Here is an 18427-nt window from a genome sequence, read left to right on the forward strand (position 1 = left end):
GATGCCCACCCCCACCGGAGTCGGCACCGACGAGCTGCGGCGCGCGAATCTCCGCGCGATCCTGCAGACGGTGCACACGCGCGGTCCGACGACCCGCGCGGTCCTCACCCGCCAGCTCGGGCTCAACCGCAGCACGATCGGTGCGCTCACCGGCGAGCTGCAGAGCCTCGGGCTGGTCTCGGAGGAGACCTCGGCGGTGGGTGGGCGCTCGGGACGTCCGTCGCACCTGGTGGTGCCGCGGGAGGACAACGTCGTCGTCGCGGTCGACGTGGGGGTGGATCGGATCGCGGTGGCCCTCGTGGGTCTCGGCGGTGAGGTCCTCGACCGGCGCGACCGTCGCCACCAGCGGGGCGAGCACGACGTCGCACATGTCGTCGACGCGGTCGCCCAGATGGTGGAGGACATCCTCGCCGGGGCCGGCCACCGGGTGCGGTGCCTCGGCGTCGGCGTCGCCGTACCGGGTGCGGTCCGGGCTGCCGACGGCTTCGTCCGGTTCGCGCCGAACCTCGGCTGGGTGGAGGAGCCGTTCACCGACCTGCTGGCCGCGCGGCTCGACCGGCCGGTGGCCACGGGGAACGACGCCGACCTGGGCGCGCTCGCCGAGCACGTGCGGGGGGTCGCGATCGGCTACTCCGAGGCGGTCTACCTCAGCGCCAGCGTCGGCATCGGCGGCGGCTTCCTGATGGCGGGCCGGCCACTGGCCGGCGCGCGCGGGTACGCCGGCGAGGTCGGCCACATGCAGGTCGACAGCCAGGGCCCGGTCTGCCGGTGCGGTGCCGTCGGCTGCTGGGAGACCAAGGTGGGGGAGAACGTGCTGCTGCGGCTTGCGGGCCGACTGCCCGGCGGCGGACCGCCCGCGATCGCCGAGGTCATCGAGGCGGCCCGGGCGGGGGAGCAGCGCGCCGCAGACGCGGTCGCGGAGGTCGCGGAGTGGTGCGGTGTCGGCCTGCGCGGGATCGTCAACCTGTTCGATCCCGAGATCGTGGTGCTCGGTGGCTGCCTGGCGCAGGTGTGGAAGGCAGCGGAGGCAACCGTCAACGAGGCGATGGCGCGGAGCACGATGATGCCGCGCGACGACGTCTTGATCCGCGCCGCCCAGTTCGGTGTCGACTCCCCGCTGATCGGCGCCGCCGAGCTGGCCTTCGCGCCGGTGCTCGACCACCCCCAGGCCGTGCCAAACGCCAGCTGAGGGGCTCCGGCCCGGTAGCCTGCTGCCGCCATGCTCGAACGTTTCCGCGCCTTCTGGACCAAGGTGATCTCGCCGATCGCCCATCTGCTGATCCGGATGGGGGTGAGCCCCGACGCCGTGACCCTGGTCGGCACGCTCGGGGTGTGCGCCGGCGCCCTGGTCTTCTTCCCCCAGGGCCGGCTGCTCACCGGCGTCCTGGTGATCACCGCGTTCGTCTTCAGCGACCTCCTCGACGGCTACATGGCGCGCACGATGGGGCGGGTCAGCAAGTTCGGGGCGTTCTGGGACTCCACGCTCGACCGGGTCGGCGACGGCGCGATCTTCATCGGCCTCGCGCTGTACTTCGCGTGGGAGGAGCCGAGCCGGCTCTACCTGGTGCTCAGCCTGGTCTGCCTGCTGATGGGCGGCGTGACGTCGTACGCCCGCTCCCGTGGCGAGACCCTCGGGTTCTCGGTGAAGGTCGGCATAGCCGAGCGCGCCGACCGGCTGGTCGCGATCCTCGTGATGACCGGCTTCAGCGCGATCTTCGACCTGCCCGTGCTGCTCTACATCGCGCTCTGGGCGCTGGCGATCGCCTCCACGATCACGGTCGGGCAGCGCGTCTGGGTGGTCCGGAAGCAAGCGATCGCCGAGGCCCGCACTAGAATCTGAGGCATGGTCGACAGCCCCACCCCTGACAGCACCGCCAGCACCCCCACCACCGGCACCACCGGCACCACCCGCGTCAAGCGCGGCATGGCCGAGATGCTCAAGGGGGGCGTGATCATGGACGTGGTCACGCCGGAGCAGGCGAAGATCGCCGAGGACGCCGGAGCGGTGGCCGTGATGGCGCTCGAGCGGGTCCCGGCCGACATCCGGGCGCAGGGCGGGGTGTCGCGGATGAGCGACCCCGACATGATCGACGGGATCATCGAGGCGGTCTCGATCCCGGTGATGGCCAAGGCCCGGATCGGGCACTTCGCCGAGGCGCAGGTGCTGCAGTCGCTCGGCGTCGACTACGTCGACGAGTCCGAGGTGCTCACGCCCGCCGACTACGCCAACCACATCGACAAGTGGGCCTTCACCGTGCCGTTCGTGTGCGGTGCCACCAACCTGGGCGAGGCGCTGCGGCGGATCACCGAGGGCGCGGCGATGATCCGCTCCAAGGGCGAGGCCGGCACCGGCGACGTGTCCAACGCCGTGACCCACATGCGCACGATCCGACGCGAGATCCGGCGGCTGGGTGCCCTCGAGTCCGACGAGCTCTACGTGGCCGCCAAGGAGCTGCAGGCGCCGTACGACCTGGTCAAGGAGGTCGCCGAGCGCGGCAAGCTGCCCGTCGTGCTGTTCACCGCGGGCGGGATCGCCACCCCGGCGGACGCGGCGATGATGATGCAGCTCGGCGCTGAGGGCGTCTTCGTCGGCTCGGGCATCTTCAAATCCGGCAACCCCGCCCAGCGTGCCGAGGCGATCGTGAAGGCCACCACCTTCCACGACGACCCCGACGTGGTCGCGAAGGTCTCCCGCGGTCTCGGTGAGGCCATGGTCGGCATCAACGTCGAGGAGCTTCCCCAGCCGCACCGGCTCGCCGAGCGCGGCTGGTGACGACCGCCCCCACGATCGGTGTCTTCGCCCTCCAGGGCGACGTCCGCGAGCACCTCGGGATGCTCACCGGCCTCGGTGTCGAGGCGATCGCCGTACGCCGTCCCGCCGAGCTGGACGTGTGCGCGGGCCTGGTGATCCCAGGTGGCGAGTCGACCACGATGGCCAAGCTGGCTCGCACCTTCGACCTGTTCGAGCCGATCCGGCAGCGGATCAAGGAGGGCATGCCCGCCTTCGGGACGTGCGCCGGCATGATCATGCTCGCGGACCGGATCGAGGACGGCACCCGCGACCAGGAGACGCTCGGCGGCCTGGACATCACGGTGCGGCGCAACGCGTTCGGGCGCCAGGTCGAGTCGTTCGAGGGTGAGATCGACGTCGTCGGCCTCGACGCGCCCCTGCACGCGGTCTTCATCCGCGCGCCCTGGGTGGAGGCCGTGGGCGACTCGGTCGAGGTGCTCGCGCGTGTCGAGCAGGGCGAGGCCGCGGGTAGGATCGTCGCGGTCCGTCAGGGTTCGCTGATGGCGACGTCGTTCCACCCCGAGGTGGGTGGCGACTCCCGGGTCCACCGGCTGTTCGTGGACCTGGTCACCGAGGAGAGATAGGGATACGCCATGTCTGGCCACTCCAAGTGGGCGACCACCAAGCACAAGAAGGCGGCGATCGACGCCAAGCGCGGCAAGCTGTTCGCCAAGCTGATCAAGAACATCGAGATCGCAGCCAAGATGGGCGGCCCCGACCCGGCCGGCAACCCGACCCTCTACGACGCCATCCAGAAGGCCAAGAAGCAGTCGGTCCCGAACAAGAACATCGACTCCGCGGTCAAGCGCGGCGGTGGCCTCGAGAGCGGCGGCGTCGACTACGAGACGATCATGTACGAGGCCTACGGACCGCAGGGCGTGGCGCTGCTCGTCGAGTGCCTCACCGACAACCGCAACCGCGCGGCGATGGAGGTCCGCACCGCGGTCACCCGCAACGGCGGCACGATGGCCGACCCCGGCTCGGTCTCGCGGCTGTTCACCCGCAAGGGCGTCGTGGTGGTCGAGAAGGAGCAGGAGCGCGGCGGCAAGCCCTGGGAGATCAGCGAGGACGACATCCTCGAGGCGACCCTCGATGCGGGCGCGGAGGAGGTCGACGACCTCGGGGAGAGCTTCGAGATCCAGTCGGAGGCCTCCGACGTCGTCGCGGTGCGTACGGCGCTGCAGGCCGCGGGCATCGACTACGACTCCGCCGAGGTGCAGTTCGTGGCCACCCTCGACATCCCGGTGGCCGAGACCGACGTCGCGGGCAAGGTGTTCCGCCTGATCGACGCGGTCGACGACCTGGACGACGTCCAGAACGTGTTCACCAACGCCGACATCCCCGACGACGTCCTGGACTCCATCGACGCGTAGCGAGGGCCGGCCGCCGTTCGCTGTAACGCCGGGTTACCCCTTGTGCCGACCCTGCTGCAACACGGTGGCTAGCTGGGGTAAACGGGCGTTACAGCTCGCGGTGGTCGCTCAGGGCCCGGTCCGACGGACGACGTACGGCGCGAGGTCGCTGATGTCGGTGCCGAAGCGGGCACAGGTGTCGGCGTGCTCCCGCAGCAGCCGCTGGCGGGCGGCCCGCGCCCCGGCGCGGCAGTCGAAGGCCGTGATTCTGGAGACCCCGAGTTTGAAGCCGAGGATGAAGTCCTGACGCTCCTTCTCGTTCCAGAGCACCGCCTCCGGGTCCTGGCCGAGCGCGTTGGCGGCCGTGTACTTGAGTCGTCCGTCCGCCTCGAAGATGTGACGGCCGACCCTCATGTCGCACCAGACCGTGCGGCTGCCGTCGGTCAACCCGAACTGGGTCTGGGGGCGGCCGATGCCGAGCGAGGTCACGAAGACCCGAGCCTCGGACTCCAACCACGACTCGGCGCCGCGATCGGCGAGCCTGACGGCAGCGTCCATCACTCGGCTGCCAGGCCAGCAGCGCATCGCCTGACGGGCCCGGTCGAGATCGGTGCAGGTGGCGCCGCGGCGGAGCGCGGCGTCGCAGCACGCGACACCGGCGACCAGCCCGTGCTCGCGCGCCATGTCGAGCGCGGTGCGCGCCGGGTCAAGGACCTGCAGGCCGTCGACCACCAGCACCTGGTCGGCGGAGTACGGCGCGAGGTGATGCTTGATGCCGGCGCGGTCTGCGTCACCGTGGACTTTGGGGCGGGTGACGTGGACGAGCGCCGTCCGGGGGTCCGGGCACCCGAGCTCGAGCACCAAGGCCGCCGAGTCGTGGCTCAGCACGTGGTCGCGCTGCAGAGATTCCTGTGCGGCCCGGACCCGCAGCAGGGGGCGGCCACGGAACTCGTCGAGCATGTTCCAGTGCTCCGCCTCGACGAACACCCCGCGCCGCATCCGGATCAGCCGGCCGTGCTTCACCAGGTGTCGCAGGTCGGCATCGTCGAGCCCGGCGGCCCTCGCCCCACGGCGGGTGATCAGACCGTGCCGGTCCGGATGCAGGAGGGGGTATCGATCGAACATGCCGGAGAGGCTCGCCCAAGCCGGGGGGCGCTTGCATCGGCGGATTGCGCGGCTGTGGAGAACCTGGATCGCCCGGTCGATGTGGACGTCCGGCGGGCGCCGTCCGTCAGCCGTAACGCCGTGTTACCTCTTCCGCCGACCCCGCTGCAGCATGGTGGGTAGGCAGGGTAAACGGGCGTTACAGCGGTTCGGGTCCCGGAGCCCGCGGCAGCGGCACGATCCGCAACCCGCGCACCCGGGCGTGTCCTGCAGGCATCGGAGGGACTCGCCGGATAGCGTGGCCTCCGAACACCTGTTCGGACGGAGGCTGGCGGCATGCGCGTGCTCGGGATCGATCCCGGCCTGACCCGCTGTGGGATGGGCGTCGTGGACGGCTCGGTCGGTCGACCGCTGACGCTGGTCGACGTGAACGTGCTGCGCACCTCCGCCGATCTACCGGTGCCCGAGCGCCTGGTGACCATCGAGCGGGGCGTGGAGGCCTGGATCGAGGAGCACGCCCCGGACGCGGTCGCGATCGAGCGGGTCTTCGCCCGGTCCGACGTCAGCACGGTGATGGGCACGGCGCAGGCGAGTGGCGTCGCGATGGTGGTTGCCGCGCGGCGTGGCCTGCCGATCGGGCTGCACACGCCCAGCGAGGTCAAGGCCGCCGTGTCGGGCAACGGCCGGGCGGGCAAGGCCCAGGTCGGCGCGATGGTGACCCGGATCCTCCGGCTCGACGTGATGCCCAAGCCGGCCGACGCCGCCGACGCGCTGGCACTGGCCATCACCCACATCTGGCGCGGTGGCGCCCAGGCCCGGATCGACGCCGCGGTGACCGCAGCCCGACAGCAAGTGAGGAGCAGACGATGATCGCGTTCGTGCGCGGCCAGGTGGCGGCCGTGACCCTGTCGAGCGCCGTGCTCGAGGTCGGCGGCGTCGGCCTCGACATCATGTGCACACCCGGCACGCTGGCCACCCTCCGGGTCGGTCAACAGGCCGCGCTCCCGACCAGCATGGTGGTCCGGGAGGACTCCCTGACGCTCTTCGGGTTCGCCGACGAGGACGAGAAGCAGACCTTCGAGCTGTTGCAGACCGCCTCCGGCGTCGGCCCGAAGCTCGCCCAGGCGATGCTCGCCGTGCTCTCCACCGACGACCTGCGCCTGGCCATCACCGGGGACGACGTCAAGACCCTGACCCGGGTGCCGGGCATCGGCCAGAAGGGCGCCCAGCGGATCATCCTGGAGCTCAGGGACCGGATCGGGGCACCCACCGGTGCCGGGCGCTCGGCCGGCGTTCCGGCGCCGGCAGGAGCCGTCTGGCGAGACCAGGTCCATCAGGGCCTGGTGGGCCTGGGCTGGCCGGTCCGCGACGCCGAGAAGGCCGTGGCTGCCGTCGCCCCCGAGGCGGGCGACGTCCCGGACGTCGCCGCGCTCTTGCGGGCGGCCCTGCGGACGCTGAGCAAGGCCTGAGCCGATGACGTTCCACGAGGAGGACCTCGACCAGGCCGAGGAGGTGCACGTCCGCTCGCTCACCGCTGCTGAGGCGGACGGCGACGAGCGGGCCGTCGAGGCGGCGCTGCGGCCGCGCACCCTCGACGAGGTGGTCGGCCAGGTCCGGGTGCGCGACCAGCTCGGGCTGGTGCTCGAGGCCGCACGCCGGCGTGGCCGGGCTCCCGACCACGTGCTGCTCTCCGGCCCGCCGGGTCTCGGCAAGACCACGCTGGCGATGATCATCGCCAGCGAGATGGGTGCGCCGCTGCGGCTGACCAGCGGTCCGGCGATCACGCATGCCGGCGACCTGGCCGCGATCCTCTCCGGCATGAACGAGGGTGACGTCCTCTTCGTCGATGAGATCCACCGGATGTCGCGGCCGGCCGAGGAGATGCTCTACATGGCGATGGAGGACTTCCGGGTCGACGTCGTCATCGGGAAGGGCCCCGGCGCCACCGCGATCCCGTTGGAGATCCCGCCCTTCACCCTGGTCGGGGCGACCACCCGGGCAGGGCTGCTGCCCGGCCCGCTTCGAGACCGGTTCGGCTTCACCGCCCACCTGGAGTTCTACGAGCCCGATGAGCTGGACCTGATCGTGCAGCGCTCGGCCCGGCTGCTCGACGTGCACGTCCTCCCGGACGGGACCGCCGAGATCGCCTCGCGCTCGCGCGGTACGCCGCGGATCGCCAACCGGCTGCTGCGCCGGGTCCGCGACTTCGCCCAAGTCCGCGCGGACGGCGTGGTCACCTTGCCGGTCGCCCAGGACGCGCTCGACCTCTACGAGGTCGACCAGCTCGGGCTCGACCGGCTGGACCGCGGCGTCCTGGACGTGCTGTGCCGGCGCTTCGGTGGCGGGCCGGTCGGCATCTCCACCCTGGCCGTGGCGGTCGGTGAGGAGCGCGAGACCGTGGAGGAGGTCGCGGAGCCCTTCTTGGTCCGCAACGGCTTCTTGGCGCGGACCCCGCGGGGCCGGGTGGCCACCCCGGCCGCCTGGGAGCACCTCGGTCTCACGGCTCCTCCGACGCTGACACTTCCCGAGAGCGATCCGCCACTCTTCGAGGACTGACGCGCCGGGCCGCAGGGGGGCCCGGATTCGCGGCGCCGCCCGCCGGCCCGGTTATGCTTGCCCGTCGGCCGGTCCGGTCCGGGTCGCGCACTCGGTGCGCACGCTCGCAATTCCGCCGGCGCCGTGTCGTCCAAGGTCGTTCGAGCTCGTTCGAGAGGTTGTTCCGTGCTGGAGTTGCTGCCGCTTGTCGGCATCGCCCTGCTCTTCTGGTTGTTCATCATCAGGCCGGCCAGTCGGCGGCAGAAGGAACTCGGACGCATGCAGTCCTCGTTGTCCCTGGGGGACGAGATCGTCCTGACGTCCGGTGTGTACGGCACCGTCCGCGACATCGAGGACGGCCACGTGCTCGTCGAGATCGCGTCCGGGGTGACCATCAAGGTCGTCCGGGGCGCGGTGGGCAGCATCGCCACCAAGGCCGATGTGCCGGACCTGACCGATGACCGGCCGGAGAGCGCCTCCGGCCCGGAGGAGAGCTGACATGGCACGCAAGTCGTACCGCCCCGGACGCACCCTGGTGGTGTTCTTCCTGGTGGTGGCGGTCTCCTACGGCCTGGTGGCCCTCGGCGGCACCTGGAAGCCGGAGCTGGGGCTGGACCTCAAGGGCGGCACCCGGATCATGATGACAGCGACCGGCAACCCCACCTCGGCGAACCTCAACGAGGCCGCCGGCATCATCGACCAGCGCGTGAACGGCTCGGGTGTCGCCGAGGCCGAGGTGACCACCCAGGGCGGCCGGAACATCATCGTCGAGATCCCGGGCCCGACCTCGAACTCGCTCGTCGGCCTGGCGACCCGGACGGCGCAGCTGCGCTTCCGCACCGTCGCCTGCACGAGCCAGACGCCCGGTCCGTGCGCCACCGGCGCCGCGCCGACGCTGCCGAACGACGGGCCCTCGCTCGCGCCCACGGACGGCGCGACGGGGAACTCCAAGAACCGCCCGGGCTTCCTGGCCAAGCCGTCGGCCAAGCCGTCGCAGCAGCCCTCCCAGACGGCGTCGGCCTCCGAGTCCTCCTCGCCGACGGAGTCGCCCAGCGAGTCGTCCAGCGAGTCCCCGGGTGCCGGCTCCGACGACCCCGCCCAGATGGCCCTGGACTTCATGACCGACCCCGGCCGGGCCGCGATCGAGGCGTTCAACGCCTACACCTGCCCCACGACCAAGCCGGTCGACGACAACCCGGACAAGTTCCTGGTCACCTGCGGGACCGAGGCTGAGGGCGACGCCGGCGTCAAGTACCTGCTCTCGCCCGCCGCTGTCGAGGGCACCGACCTGAACAGCGCGGACGCGGTCGTCCCCTCGCAGTCGGTGTCCTGGATCGTTCAGCTCTCCCTCGGCGGCGAGGGCAAGGGCGTCTTCGCGGACCTGTCCCGCGCGATGTCCGGCACCGGCCAGCAGTTCGCGGTGGTGCTCGACGGCGTCGTGATCTCCAGCCCCGTGTTCACAGGGGTGATCCCGAACGGTGACGCCCAGATCACCGGCAACTTCACCAAGAGCTCGGCCCAGTCGCTCGCGACCAGCCTCAAGTACGGCGCCCTGCCGATCGCCTTCGACAAGGAGGCGACCTCGGTCGAGCAGATCGGCGCCTCCCTGGCGGGCGACCAGCTCTCGGCGGGCATCCTCGCGGGCATCATCGGCCTGGCCCTCGTGATGCTCTACTGCCTGCTGTACTACCGCGGCCTCGGCCTGGTGGTGATCGCCTCCCTCGTCGTCGCCGGCGTGGTGACCTACTCGACGGTGCTGCTGCTCAGCAGGACGGCCGGCTTCACGCTGACGCTGCCCGGCATCGCCGGCCTGATCGTGGCGGTCGGCATCACCGCGGACTCCTTCATCGTGTACTTCGAGCGGATCCGTGACGAGATGCGGGACGGCAAGTCGATGCGGGTCGCGGTCCAAGCGGGCTGGAAGCGCGCACGGGGCACCTGTGTAGCGGCGGACACGGTCTCGCTGCTGGCCGCGATCGTGCTCTACATCTTCGCCACGGGCGTCGTGAAGGGCTTCGCGTTCACGCTCGGCATCTCCACGGTCATCGACCTGGCCATCTTCTTCTGGTTCACCCACCCGATGGTGTCGGTGCTCGGCAAGTACAAGTTCTTCAACCGGGGGCACAAGCTCTCCGGCCTCGACGCCGAGGCCCTCGGAGTCGACCGGATCAACATCGCGGGAGGGAGGGCCTGATGGGCAAGTTCTCGCGCCTCGGCAACGACCTCTACTCCGGCGACAAGTCGATCGACTTCGTCGGTCGCAAGTGGCTCTGGTACGCCATCTCGGTCGTCATCATCGTCGGCTCCCTGCTCGGCCTGGCCGTGAAGGGCCTGGACATGGGCATCGAGTTCGTCGGTGGCGCCGAGTACAAGGTCAAGGTCGCCTCGGCCGACCAGGCCCTCGCGGACCAGCTGCGCACCGACGTCGCGGCCACCGGCATCGACGCCGCGCAGCAACCGGTCGTCACCACCAGCGGCAAGGACGCGGTCCTCATCCAGGTCAAGCCGCTGACGACGGCCGAGAACGAGCAGATCAAGAACACGATCGCGGACACCACCGGCACCGACCCGACCCAGATCAACGCCACCGAGATCGGCCCGAGCTGGGGCAAGGAGATCGCCAAACGGTCCGGGACCGGCCTGGTGGTGTTCCTGATCCTGGTCGTGATCTTCATCTGGGCGTACTTCCGTGAGTGGAAGATGTCCGTCGGCGCGATCGTGGCCCTCGCCCACGACGTGGTGATCACCGTCGGCGTCTACGCGCTGTCGGGCTTCGAGGTCACGCCCGCGACGGTCACCGGCCTGCTGACCATCCTGGGCTTCTCGCTCTACGACACCGTCGTGGTCTTCGACAAGGTCCGGGAGAACACCAAGAACCTCCGTGAGAGCCGCACCACCTACGCCAAGGCGGCCAACCTCGCGGTCAACCAGACCCTGGTGCGCTCGATCAACACCTCGGTGGTGGCCCTCATCCCGGTCGGCGTGATCTTGTACGTCAGCGCCGTGCAGCTCGGCGCGAGCACCCTGAAGGACCTCGCGCTGGCGCTGTTCGTCGGCATGGCGGCAGGGGCGTACTCCTCGATCTTCATCGCCACGCCGCTGGTGGTGCAGCTCAAGGCCGGTGAGACCGACGTGGTCCAGGCCGAGAAGCGGGACAAGGCCCGGCAGAAGAAGGTCGAGGCCGACCGGTACGCCGCGGTGCCGGCGTTCGCCGAGGACATGCCGATCCACGACGAGCCGGGCGTCGCCGACGTGCCCGAGGGTGACGGCCCGGTCGCGCGGCCGGCGAGCCCGGGCCGGGCGCCGCAGACTCCCGAGGCCGCCGGTCGGGGCCGGATCGCCCCCCAGGGTCACGGCCCGGTCCGGCCCTCCAGCGCCGCCGGCCGCCAGCAGCCGACCCGCCAGCCCCGCTCCAAGCGGGGCAAGAAGTGACGCTGCCCGGGCCGGAGGCACCGGGGCTCTCCGAGGCGCTCGCCCTGATCGCCGACGTCCCCGACTTCCCCCAGCCCGGGATCCTCTTCAAGGACATCACGCCGCTGCTGGCCGAGCACGCGGCGCTCGAGGCGGTCGTCGCGGCCCTCGCCGCACCCGGGCGCGATCAGACCGGTGCCCCGGTCGTCGACAAGGTGCTGGGGATGGAGTCGCGCGGCTTCATCCTGGGCGCGCCGGTCGCGCTGGCCCTCGGCGTGGGGTTCGTCCCGGTCCGCAAGGCCGGCAAGCTGCCGCGAGCGACGTACGCCGTCTCCTACGCGCTGGAGTACGGCGAGGCCACGCTCGAGGTGCACCAGGACGCACTCGAGCCGGGGGACCGGGTGCTGCTCGTCGACGACGTGCTCGCCACCGGCGGGACCGCGCGGGCGACGATCGACCTGGTCGAGAAGTGCGGTGCCAGCGTGCACGCCGTCGCGATCCTCATGGAGCTCGGCTTCCTGCCCGGCCGCGAGGCGCTCGGTACGGTGCCCCTGACCACGCTCCTCACCGTCTGAGAGATACGTAGACTGGCCGGGTGACCGAGGAACGCACCGCCCCGCCCACGCAGGAGCGGCGCGCCTCGGAGCCGGCACCGTCCACGCGCAGCATGCGCGCGCGGTTCGCGCGGATGGGCGCCCGCAACCAAGGCGCGAACCCGGTCCTGGAGCCGCTGTTCCGCTCGGTGCGGGCCAACCACCCGAAGGCCGACCTGGCCCTGCTGGAACGCGCGTACACCACCGCGGAGCGGATGCACGGGACCCAGACCCGCAAGAGCGGTGACCCGTACATCACCCACCCGCTCGCGGTGACGACGATCCTCGCCGACATCGGCATGACCGAGCCGACGCTCGCCGCGGCCCTGCTGCACGACACGGTGGAGGACACGCCGTACACCCTCGAGCAGGTGCGTCAGGACTTCGGCGAGGAGATCGCCCAGCTGGTCGACGGCGTGACCAAGCTCGACAAGGTGAAGTACGGCGACTCCGCGCAGGCCGAGACGATCCGGAAGATGATCGTCGCGATGTCGCGCGACATCCGGGTCCTGGTCATCAAGCTCGCCGACCGGCTGCACAACATGCGGACCCTGCGCTACGTGCGGCAGGAGACCCAGGAGCGGGTCGCCCGCGAGACGCTCGACATCTACGCGCCCCTGGCCCACCGGCTGGGCATGAACACGATCAAGTGGGAGCTCGAGGACCTGGCGTTCGCGACCCTGCACCCCAAGATCTACGACGAGATCGTCCGGATGGTCGCGGAGCGGGCGCCGTCACGGGACCAGTTCCTGGCCGAGGTGATCGCCCAGGTGGAGGCCGACCTGCGCGAGGCGAAGGTGAAGGCGTCGGTCACCGGACGGCCCAAGCACTACTACTCGATCTACCAGAAGATGATCGTGGGCGGCCGGGAGTTCTCGGACATCTACGACCTGGTCGGCATCCGCGTCCTGGTCGAGAACGACCGGGACTGCTACACCGTCCTCGGAGTGCTCCACTCGCGCTGGAACCCGGTGCTGGGGCGGTTCAAGGACTACGTCGCGATGCCGAAGTTCAACATGTACCAGTCGCTGCACACGACGGTCATCGGCCCGCAGGGCAAGCCCGTCGAGCTGCAGATCCGGACCTTCGCGATGCACCGGCGCGCGGAGTACGGCGTGGCCGCGCACTGGAAGTACAAGGAGGACGGCCGCGCCGGCGTCGACACCGACCGGTCGGGCGACCTCGACGACATGACCTGGGTGCGCCAGCTCCTCGACTGGCAGAACGAGATGGAGGACCCCGGGGAGTTCCTGGAGTCGCTGCGCTTCGAGATCAACCGCGCCGAGGTCTACGTCTTCACCCCGCGCGGCGACGTGATCGCGCTGCCGACCGGTGCGACCCCGGTCGACTTCGCGTACGCCGTGCACACCGAGGTCGGCCACCACACGATCGGCGCCCGGGTGAACGGGCGCCTGGTGCCCCTGGAGTCCGGCCTCGAGAACGGCGACGTCGTCGAGGTCTTCACCTCCAAGGCCCCCACCGCGGGCCCGTCGCGCGACTGGCTCGGGTTCGTGAAGTCCCAGCGCGCCCGCTCCAAGATCCGCCAGTGGTTCACCAAGGAGCGTCGCGAGGAGGCGATCGACCGCGGCAAGGAGCAGATCGCCAAGCTGATGCGCAAGGAGGGGCTGCCGCTCAAGCGGCTGCTGTCCCACGAGTCGCTCACGTTGGCGGCGGGCCACTTCAAGCTGGCGGACGTCTCCGCCCTGTACGCCGCCGTGGGTGAGGGCAACCTGTCGGCGCAGTCGGTCGTCCGCCGCGTCATCGACGTCCACGGCGGGGACGGTGGCGCCGCCGAGGACCTCGCCGAGGGCGTGACGATCACCGGGCGACGCGGCCGGGCCAAGGCCCAGCCGGGTGGCGACGCCGGCGTGATCGTCAAGGGCGCCCCGGACGTGTGGGTCAAGCTCGCGAAGTGCTGCACCCCAGTGCCGCCGGACCCGATCCTCGGCTTCGTCACGAAGGGTGGGGGAGTCTCGGTGCACCGCCAGAACTGCACCAACGCCGCCAGCCTGCAGGCCCAGCCGGAGCGGCTCCTCGACGTCGAGTGGGCCCCCACCGGACAGTCCAGCTTCCTGGTCAACATCCAGGTCGAGGCACTGGACCGGGCCCGGCTGCTCTCGGACATCACGATGGCGCTCTCCGACGCGCACGTGGACATCCTCAGCGCCAACCTCTCGACCACCCGCGACCGGGTCGCCAAGAGCCGGTTCACCTTCGAGATGGCCGAGGCCAAGCACCTCGACAACGTGCTCAAGGCGGTCCGTTCGGTACCCGGCGTCTTCGACGCCTACCGCGTCACGCAATAGCGCTACGGAGCGTCCGCGGCGTTGCCGGCACTCGACGACCCGCTTCGCTCGGCGGTCGCCTTCGCGCCGGCGCCTTGCGGCCGCACGCGTAGCGCTACCGCGTCACGCAGTAGTCCTGCGGTCTGGACCGCACGAACCTACCCGTCGGTATGGCGGCTGCCGGCCCTACGTTGCCGTGCATGCGCATGCCTCGCGTCTCCGGACGGGCCGGCCTGTTCGCTGCCGCGCTCGCCGTCACGCTCGTCGTCGGCGCGACCTCGGGCGCGGTGGCCGGCCGGCTGATCTCCTCACCCGACATCCAGGACCACGGGATCAAGTCCCGAGACCTCGGCACCGACAGTGTCAAGAACCGCAACCTCGCCCGCGGCGCGGTGACCTGGGAGAAGTCCCTCAACCGCGCCACCCGGCACCGGATCACCGCGCTCGTGCGCTCCGGTCCGGCCGGGCCCGCGGGTCCGCAGGGTGAGCCCGGGTTGCCGGGCGAGCCGGGGCCGCAGGGTGACGCTGGTCCGCAGGGGCCACAGGGCAGCCGGGGACCGGCCGGCCCGGCCGGTGGCGGGCTCGTCGGCTCCGCGGTCTACGAGGTGAGCGACTTCGTGGTCGTCGACGACGGCACGTCGGGCTTCGATGCCTACTCGCGCGTGATCGACCCAGGGATCACCTTGCCCGGGCCGGGCACCTACCTGCTGAGCGTGCAAGCCGCATTTCTCACGGGGCCGGGCTCGATCTTCTTCGAGGCTCCCGACCCGGCGGGACTCGACCTGTCCGACCTGGACGTGCTGGTCGACTTCTACCCGAGCTCGTGCAACACCCTCTTCGAGCCCTGGTGCCAGGTCAGCATCCCGTACGTCGTGCCGGCCGGGTCGCCGGCGTCGGTGCCGCTGGAGGTGTTCGCCCTGGGAGACCCGGCCGATCTCTGCGGCTGCGACTCGATCCCCGACCGCACCGTGGTCACGGTCTTCAAGATGGACGACGACCCGAGGGTCCTGCGGACCGTCCGGGCGCCCCGCCTGAGCGGGCAGGAGCTGCGGGCGCTGCGCGACCGGCTCGACGACCTGCGGGGCGTCAGGTAGGGCGACGGGGCCCGGCCGGGCCGCTCAGCTGAAGTCGGCGCTGGCCCGCTTGGCGGTCTCGAGGAACATCTGCCGGGAGGCGAGGTTCTCCTCCAGCTCCTTGATCTTGCGCTCGTTGCCGGCGGCGCGCGCCTTCTCGAGGTCGGCCTCGACCTGGGCGATCGCGGCCTCGAGCTTGGAGACCATGTCGTCGGCGCGGGCGGACTTCTCCGGGTCCGAGCGGCGCCACTGGTCCTCCTCGACGCCGCGGATCTCCTGCTCGACCTTGCGGATCCGGCCCTCGAGCTCCTTCATCCGGTCGCGGGGGACCTTGCCGGCGGCGTCCCACCGCTCCGCGATGTCGCGGAAGGTCCGCTTGGCAGCCTCCAGGTCGGTGACGGGCACCAGCGCCTCGGCCTCGGTGAGCAGCTGCTCCTTCACCTGCGCGTTGGCGGCGAACTCCTGGTCCTGCTCGGCCGCGGCGGCGTCGCGCGCACCGAAGAAGGCGTCCTGGGCACCGCGGAAGCGCTTCCAGAGCGCGTCGTCGACGTCGCGGGGCGCGGGGCCGGCGGCCTTCCACTGGCGCATCAGGTCGCGGTACCGGCCGGCGGTGGGACCCCACTCCGTGGAGGTGGCGAGCTCCTCGGCCTCCGCGGCCAGCCGCTCCTTGACCACCCGGGCGGTGTCTCGCTTCTCGTGCTGCTCGGCGAAGTGCGCCTTGCGGCGCCGGGTGTACGCCGTGCGCGCGGTGGAGAACCGGCGCCAGAGCGCGTCGTCGGACGACCGGTCGATCCGCGGCAGCGCCTTCCACTCGTCGAGCAGCTCGCGCATCCGGTTGGCGCCGTTGCGCCAGTCGGAGCCCTCGGCGAGCTGCTCCGCCTCGGTGACGATCCGCTCCTTGCTGGCGCGGGACTCGGCGGATCGCTGTGCCCGCTCGGCCTTGCGGGCCTCGCGCTGCACCTCGAGCACCGGACCGAGCGCGTCCAGGCGCGCCACGAGGGCGGCGAGGTCGCCGACTGCGTGCGCCTCCTCGACCTGGGTGCGCACCGTGCGCACGGACGCGGTGGCCTCGTCCGGCGACATCACCCCGGACTGGACCCGCTTCTCGAGCAGCTCCACCTCGAACGCGAGTGCGTCGAAGCGCTCGGTGAAGAACTTCAGTGCCTCAGCTGGGGTGCCCTCGGGGTACTGGCCGACGGGACGCTCCCCGTCGGCGGTCCTGACGTAGACGGTGCCGTCGTCGTCTACTCGGCCCCACTGATGGCTAGTCACCACGTTGTCCCGGTTCCCTCGAAGTGCGATATGCGATCGACGTCCGCCGGCGGCGGCGCGCAGGAGCCCATGCTAGTCATGAAGCCGGATCGACCGCCCGCGGTCGGCGACACGCCGCGCCGTGGCGGATCGGGACGCCGGGATCACCCCTTCGGGTCATCGAAGTTCCGTCCGTCCTAGTCATTTCTGACGCAGTGCAATGTTTCGGCGCCCCGCCAGGTCTAGCGTCCGGCGTTAAGCGGCGTCGATGGACCCTAGGGACGGCGATGACATGAACGGTCTACGTGGTGCACGCAAGGCGGCAGCGGCCCTCGCTGCGAGTGCGGTAGCGGTCCTCCTCCCGCTGGGAGGTACGACGGCGCTGGCCGCGGACGAGTCCCCCGGCCCGGCGGCCGTGGACGTCACCCCGCTGGAGAAGGTCAACGCCTTGGTCCAGCCGAGCGTGGTCTTCCTGCTCCAGACCTGGGACGGCTACGTCTACGACACCTTCAACAAGCAGTACCTGAACGACGGCAATCCGTTCGAGCTGCAGTTCCAGTGCACCGGCTTCGTGGTGAATCCCAACGGCTACATCGCGACCGCCGGCCACTGCGTGGACTTCAAGGAGGTCGAGGGCAGTTTCGTCGAGACCGCCGCCCAGTGGGCGCTCGCCAACGGCTACTACAGCAGCACCACCCTCACCCTGGACGACATCGTCGGGTTCGACGACTACCGGATCGAGTCGAGCGAGCGCAAGAACACCGCCGACCTGGACATCCAGGTGGGCTGGGGTGCCTCCGTCTCCGGCATCGAGACCTCCGAGGTCAAGCGGGCTCGCGTCATCGACTTCGACCGGCAGTCCAAGGGCGACGTCGCGCTGATCAAGGTCGAGGCCACCGATCTGAACGCCTTGCCGATGGCGACCGACGAGGTGGACGTGGGGACCGACGTCGTGTCGATCGGCTACCCCGCCTCGGTCGACTCCGTCACCGACCCCAACCTGACCCCGTCGTTCAAGGACGGCTCGATCAGCTCGGTCAAGACGGTCCAGGGCGGCGTACTCCCGGTCTACGAGATCTCCGCCGCTGTCTCGGGCGGGATGAGCGGGGGGCCGTCGGTGAATCTCGACGGCGAGGTGATCGGCGTCAACAGCTTCGGCATCCTCGGTGAGCCGCAGGCCTTCAACTTCCTCCGCCCGTCCTCCCAGCTCGCGGAGCTGATGGCCGGTGCGGGCGTGACCAACGAGCTCAGCGAGACCACGCAGGCGTACCGAGATGGTCTCCTCGCCTACTGGGCGGGCGACCGAACCACGGCCGTGGACAAGCTCGGGAGCGTCGTCGACGAGCAGCCCACCAACAAGCTCGCCGCGGAGTTCCTCGAGAAGGCCCAGGACCTGCCCGAGCCGCCTCCGGCCGAAGAGTCGGACTCCGGCCTGCCGGTGGTGCCGATCGTGATCGGCGTTGCCGTGCTGGTCCTGGTCGGCGGGGGTCTCCTGGCCTTCCTCCTGCTGCGGCGCAAGGGCGGATCGTCGCCCGCCGCGACCCCGCCGGCGGCTCCGGTGGCACCCGCGACCCCGGCGGCACCGGCCGCTCCGCTCGGCGGACCGTACGCCGCGCCGTACGCGGACCCGGTGTCGAGCGCGCCCGCCGCACCGCTCGGCTTCTCCGGCGGGGTGACCACGGCCCCACCGCCGACCATCCCGCCGACCATCCCGCCCACCAGCCCGGCCGCGCCTCCGCCGACGCCGGTGCCCACGGCGTCCGTCACGCCGCCGCCCGCCGCGCCTGCCCCGGCGCCCGCCCCGGCGTCCACGCCGGTGTCGGCGTCGGGCCCGCTGCCGACACCCCCGGTGGCCTCGGAGGAGCCGGCGGAGAAGCACGAGCCGCACTTCTGCGGGAACTGTGGGGAGCCTGCGGAGCACGGCAAGAAGTTCTGCAGCAACTGCGGGAGCCCGCTGGCCTGAGGGCGCCTGCACGGGGGTGGCCGGCGGAGCACCGATGCGACGCCGGCCAGGCGCGCTCGATAGTCTGCC

At 71.1% G+C, this 18427-nt stretch carries 17 protein-coding genes; 15 read left to right on the forward strand and 2 right to left on the reverse strand.

All coding sequences use genetic code 11. The annotated features are described in order from the left end of the window. Window position 1 precedes the first annotated feature (1 nt). The 5 genes from NOCA_RS13525 to NOCA_RS13545 are packed head-to-tail and all read left to right on the forward strand — an operon-like array spanning window position 2 to window position 4164. A complete protein-coding gene (locus tag NOCA_RS13525) occupies window positions 2–1189 on the forward strand; it encodes an ROK family transcriptional regulator (RefSeq protein ID WP_011755825.1) in 1188 nt (395 codons plus the stop codon). Window positions 1190–1219: 30 nt separating this feature from the next. Beyond that, window positions 1220–1840, forward strand: a complete 621-nt coding sequence (gene pgsA, locus NOCA_RS13530; protein ID WP_011755826.1) for a phosphatidylinositol phosphate synthase — start codon at window positions 1220–1222, stop codon at window positions 1838–1840. Window positions 1841–1843: 3 nt separating this feature from the next. Next, window positions 1844–2773 (forward strand): pyridoxal 5'-phosphate synthase lyase subunit PdxS, encoded by a 930-nt coding sequence (pdxS, locus tag NOCA_RS13535; protein WP_011755827.1) that lies wholly within the window; start codon window positions 1844–1846, stop codon window positions 2771–2773. Beyond that, window positions 2770–3375: a pyridoxal 5'-phosphate synthase glutaminase subunit PdxT gene (pdxT, locus tag NOCA_RS13540; RefSeq protein ID WP_011755828.1), complete on the forward strand. Its 606-nt coding sequence runs from the start codon at window positions 2770–2772 to the stop codon at window positions 3373–3375. Before pdxS ends, pdxT begins: the two co-directional genes overlap by 4 nt. Before the next feature lie 9 nt (window positions 3376–3384). Further along, window positions 3385–4164 carry a YebC/PmpR family DNA-binding transcriptional regulator gene (locus NOCA_RS13545; protein WP_011755829.1) on the forward strand — a complete coding sequence of 260 codons (780 nt, stop codon included), beginning with the start codon at window positions 3385–3387 and terminating at the stop codon, window positions 4162–4164. Window positions 4165–4272: 108 nt separating this feature from the next. Here NOCA_RS13545 and NOCA_RS13550 read toward each other — a convergent pair whose 3' ends face one another. Continuing rightward, window positions 4273–5268 carry a type IV toxin-antitoxin system AbiEi family antitoxin domain-containing protein gene (locus tag NOCA_RS13550; protein ID WP_011755830.1) on the reverse strand — a complete coding sequence of 332 codons (996 nt, stop codon included), beginning with the start codon at window positions 5266–5268 and terminating at the stop codon, window positions 4273–4275. Window positions 5269–5583: 315 nt separating this feature from the next. On the opposite strand from NOCA_RS13550, the gene ruvC reads away from it, so the two are divergent. From ruvC to NOCA_RS27995, 9 genes are all read left to right on the forward strand, one after another. Next, complete coding sequence (ruvC, locus tag NOCA_RS13555) at window positions 5584–6117, forward strand: crossover junction endodeoxyribonuclease RuvC (protein WP_011755831.1); 534 nt, start codon at window positions 5584–5586, stop codon at window positions 6115–6117. Continuing rightward, window positions 6114–6716, forward strand: a complete 603-nt coding sequence (gene ruvA / locus NOCA_RS13560; RefSeq protein WP_011755832.1) for a Holliday junction branch migration protein RuvA — start codon at window positions 6114–6116, stop codon at window positions 6714–6716. Before ruvC ends, ruvA begins: the two co-directional genes overlap by 4 nt. A gap of 4 nt (window positions 6717–6720) precedes the next feature. After that, a complete protein-coding gene (gene ruvB, locus NOCA_RS13565; RefSeq protein WP_011755833.1) occupies window positions 6721–7803 on the forward strand; it encodes a Holliday junction branch migration DNA helicase RuvB in 1083 nt (360 codons plus the stop codon). A gap of 165 nt (window positions 7804–7968) precedes the next feature. Next, window positions 7969–8280, forward strand: a complete 312-nt coding sequence (gene yajC / locus NOCA_RS13570; protein WP_011755834.1) for a preprotein translocase subunit YajC — start codon at window positions 7969–7971, stop codon at window positions 8278–8280. A gap of 1 nt (window position 8281) precedes the next feature. Further along, window positions 8282–9976 (forward strand): protein translocase subunit SecD, encoded by a 1695-nt coding sequence (gene secD / locus NOCA_RS13575; RefSeq protein WP_011755835.1) that lies wholly within the window; start codon window positions 8282–8284, stop codon window positions 9974–9976. Continuing rightward, on the forward strand, window positions 9976–11214 hold the full coding sequence (gene secF, locus NOCA_RS13580) for a protein translocase subunit SecF (protein WP_011755836.1): 1239 nt from the start codon (window positions 9976–9978) through the stop codon (window positions 11212–11214). Before secD ends, secF begins: the two co-directional genes overlap by 1 nt. Further along, window positions 11211–11768: an adenine phosphoribosyltransferase gene (locus NOCA_RS13585; protein ID WP_011755837.1), complete on the forward strand. Its 558-nt coding sequence runs from the start codon at window positions 11211–11213 to the stop codon at window positions 11766–11768. The genes secF and NOCA_RS13585 overlap by 4 nt, the downstream gene beginning before the upstream one ends. Before the next feature lie 92 nt (window positions 11769–11860). Then, complete coding sequence (locus tag NOCA_RS13590) at window positions 11861–14092, forward strand: RelA/SpoT family protein (protein WP_011755838.1); 2232 nt, start codon at window positions 11861–11863, stop codon at window positions 14090–14092. Window positions 14093–14271: 179 nt separating this feature from the next. After that, a complete protein-coding gene (locus tag NOCA_RS27995) occupies window positions 14272–15165 on the forward strand; it encodes a collagen-like protein (protein WP_041546539.1) in 894 nt (297 codons plus the stop codon). A gap of 24 nt (window positions 15166–15189) precedes the next feature. Here the strand turns inward: NOCA_RS27995 and NOCA_RS13600 are convergent, their stop codons facing one another. After that, the gene (locus NOCA_RS13600) at window positions 15190–16416 is read right to left on the reverse strand and encodes a DUF349 domain-containing protein (RefSeq protein WP_041547608.1); all 1227 of its coding nucleotides are present in this window, start codon (window positions 16414–16416) and stop codon (window positions 15190–15192) included. Window positions 16417–16687: 271 nt separating this feature from the next. Between NOCA_RS13600 and NOCA_RS13605 the strand changes: the two genes are divergently transcribed. Further along, entirely contained in the window at window positions 16688–18358 is a 1671-nt protein-coding gene (locus tag NOCA_RS13605; protein ID WP_011755841.1) for a trypsin-like peptidase domain-containing protein, read from the forward strand. Window positions 18359–18427: the final 69 nt, after the last annotated feature.

This window comes from Nocardioides sp. JS614, from assembly GCF_000015265.1.
GTDB lineage: Bacteria > Actinomycetota > Actinomycetes > Propionibacteriales > Nocardioidaceae > Nocardioides.

Excerpts from the sequence above, each read along its gene's own strand:
- pdxS (WP_011755827.1), top strand. The coding sequence starts at position 1,844 with ATGGTCGACAGCCCCACCCCTGACAGCACCGCCAGCACCCCCACCACC.
- ruvB (WP_011755833.1), top strand. The coding sequence starts at position 6,721 with ATGACGTTCCACGAGGAGGACCTCGACCAGGCCGAGGAGGTGCACGTC.
- NOCA_RS13550 (WP_011755830.1), bottom strand. The coding sequence starts at position 5,268 with ATGTTCGATCGATACCCCCTCCTGCATCCGGACCGGCACGGTCTGATC.
- NOCA_RS13590 (WP_011755838.1), top strand. The coding sequence starts at position 11,861 with ATGCGCGCGCGGTTCGCGCGGATGGGCGCCCGCAACCAAGGCGCGAAC.
- secF (WP_011755836.1), top strand. The coding sequence starts at position 9,976 with ATGGGCAAGTTCTCGCGCCTCGGCAACGACCTCTACTCCGGCGACAAG.
- NOCA_RS13525 (WP_011755825.1), top strand. The coding sequence starts at position 2 with ATGCCCACCCCCACCGGAGTCGGCACCGACGAGCTGCGGCGCGCGAAT.
- NOCA_RS13605 (WP_011755841.1), top strand. The coding sequence starts at position 16,688 with ATGAACGGTCTACGTGGTGCACGCAAGGCGGCAGCGGCCCTCGCTGCG.
- NOCA_RS27995 (WP_041546539.1), top strand. The coding sequence starts at position 14,272 with ATGCGCATGCCTCGCGTCTCCGGACGGGCCGGCCTGTTCGCTGCCGCG.
- secD (WP_011755835.1), top strand. The coding sequence starts at position 8,282 with ATGGCACGCAAGTCGTACCGCCCCGGACGCACCCTGGTGGTGTTCTTC.
- ruvA (WP_011755832.1), top strand. The coding sequence starts at position 6,114 with ATGATCGCGTTCGTGCGCGGCCAGGTGGCGGCCGTGACCCTGTCGAGC.
- pgsA (WP_011755826.1), top strand. The coding sequence starts at position 1,220 with ATGCTCGAACGTTTCCGCGCCTTCTGGACCAAGGTGATCTCGCCGATC.
- NOCA_RS13545 (WP_011755829.1), top strand. The coding sequence starts at position 3,385 with ATGTCTGGCCACTCCAAGTGGGCGACCACCAAGCACAAGAAGGCGGCG.
- ruvC (WP_011755831.1), top strand. The coding sequence starts at position 5,584 with ATGCGCGTGCTCGGGATCGATCCCGGCCTGACCCGCTGTGGGATGGGC.